Raw genomic sequence first — 2,237 nt, 5'->3', positions numbered from 1 at the left:
GGACTACGCACTGCCTGTCAGCTATGCACTTCCGCCACCTCGCGGTATGCTGGAGACTTTCACTCCTTAATCGTTGCGCTGCCAAGCGCACAAAAGACCGCGAGCCCTTATCGGTTTCGCGGTCTCCTTATTTGCGTATAGCAATAACATGCCTGTCGATACCGGCGTAGTCCTTCACGAAATACACGTCGTCCCACTTCGCCGCCGATCGCAATAGCCCGGCGACGTCTTCCGCTTGGCCGGCGCCGACTTCCCACGCCACGACGCGGGGCAGTCTCTCCAATCCACTAAGCTGTCCGGCCATCGCTCGATACGGATTCAGTCCGTCCTCGCCGCCGTCCAGCGCGAGCCGAGGCTCGTGATCGCGCACTTCCCGCTGCAATTCCTCGATATCCGCGCTCGGGATATACGGTGGATTGGATACGAGAATATCGATCGCGGGATAGTCCCCGCCCGCTCCCGCCAAGAAAGGCGTCAGCAGATCGCCTTGCGCGAACGTCACTTTGTCGCCGACGCCCAAGTTCGCCGCATTCCTCTTCGCGACCGCTAGCGCGTCTTTCGACAAATCCGATGCGATGACGCGCCATTCCGGACGCTCGGCCGCCAGCGTCACCGACAAGGCGCCGCTCCCCGTGCCGACGTCCAGAACGACAGGGCCCCCTTCGCCGGGACCGCCGAACAGCTCGTCGCCTAACCGAAGGACCGCCTCGGCGAGAAGCTCCGTCTCGGGCCGAGGGATCAGAACCGCCTCCGTCACCTCGAACGCACGACCGTAGAAATGCTGATCCCCGATCACGTACTGCACGGGCACTCCTTTTTCGCGTTTCGCGAGCAAGCTCTCCCAACGTGCCAAATGATGATGCGGAAAAGGCTCGCGCATGTCGCGGAGCCATTCCGTTTTGCCGATTCCGAGCAAATAAAGAAGAAGAAGCTCCGCATCCGCGTCCGCTTCTTCGACTCCGGCTTGCCGCAACCGCGCCGCTCCCGATCGCCAAGCTTCCCTTAGCGTCGGAGTTCCGCGTTCCGTCGACACGACAACGCCTCCCGTATTATTTCATTTGTTCCCGTTCGAGAATTTCCGCCTGCTCGGCGAGCGTGAGCGCTTGAACGATCTCATCCATGTCGCCGTTCAGGACGTAATCGAGCCGGTGCAGCGTCAAGCCGATGCGGTGATCCGTCACGCGGCTTTGCGGGAAGTTGTACGTGCGTATCCGCTCGCTCCGGTCGCCCGTCCCGATTTTCTCGCGGCGTTCGCCGGAGTATTTCGCTTCCTCTTCCTGGCGCTTGACGTCCATGATCCGGGTGCGAAGCACTTGCAGCGCTTTGTCCTTGTTGTCGTTCTGCGATTTGCCGTCTTGGCAAGTCGCGACGATGCCGGTCGGCACGTGCGTGACGCGGACCGCCGATTTGGTCGTGTTGACCGACTGTCCGCCGGCGCCGCTCGAACAGAACGTGTCCACGCGAATGTCCTTGTCGTGAATGACGATATCGAGCTCTTCCGCTTCGGGCATGACAACGACGGTCGACGTCGACGTATGGATCCGGCCGCCCGACTCCGTCTCCGGCACGCGTTGCACGCGGTGCGCGCCGCTCTCGTATTTGAGCATCCGATAGGCTTCCGCCCCGCTGACCGAGAAAATAACTTCCTTGAATCCGCCGAGGTCGCTGACGCTCGACTCGAGCACTTCCGTACGCCAGCCTTGGCTATCCGCGAATTTAGAGTACATCCGGTACAGCTCGGCCGCGAACAAGTTCGCTTCTTCCCCGCCGGCGGCGCCGCGAATCTCGACGATGATGTCCTTGCCGTCGTTCGGATCCTTCGGCAAGAGCAGGAAACGGACTTTCTCTTCCAGCGCGGTACGGCGCTCTTCGAGCTCGCTCAGCTCCAGCTTCACCATGTCGCGCATTTCGTCGTCCAATTTATCTTCCAGCATCGCCTTCGCATCCGCCGCTTGCGTCAGCACCAGCTTGTATTCCTCGTATGCGCGGTACGCTTCCTCGAGTCCCGATTGCTCCTTCGCGTACGTGCGAAGACGGTTCGAATCGCTCACCACGTCCGGATCGCTCAGCAATTCGTTCAGTTTCTCGTAACGATCCGCCAATATTTGCAGACGGTCCAGCAATGTTCTCATCCTCCGTTGCCTGATATGCTACCCACCATTATAACATACTTCCCGGAGCTCGTGAGGGGGTATGGTTCGTGGGAGTTTCAGGCGATGCGCGGGGGGGGGTTGGGG

General features: G+C 60.6%; 2 protein-coding genes. Both read right to left on the bottom strand.

Annotated elements, in window-relative coordinates:
• Positions 1-127 precede the first annotated feature (127 nt).
• Entirely contained in the window at positions 128-1,033 is a 906-nt protein-coding gene (gene prmC / locus ACFPPD_RS23255; protein WP_209752096.1) for a peptide chain release factor N(5)-glutamine methyltransferase, read from the bottom strand.
• A 16-nt stretch (positions 1,034-1,049) separates the two neighbouring features.
• On the bottom strand, positions 1,050-2,123 hold the full coding sequence (gene prfA / locus ACFPPD_RS23250) for a peptide chain release factor 1 (RefSeq protein WP_209752098.1): 1,074 nt from the start codon (positions 2,121-2,123) through the stop codon (positions 1,050-1,052).
• Positions 2,124-2,237: the final 114 nt, after the last annotated feature.

It is taken from the genome of Cohnella suwonensis (assembly GCF_042655365.1).
GTDB classification, from domain to species: domain Bacteria; phylum Bacillota; class Bacilli; order Paenibacillales; family Paenibacillaceae; genus Cohnella; species Cohnella suwonensis.
This window is presented reverse-complemented; position numbering and strand designations above follow the sequence as displayed.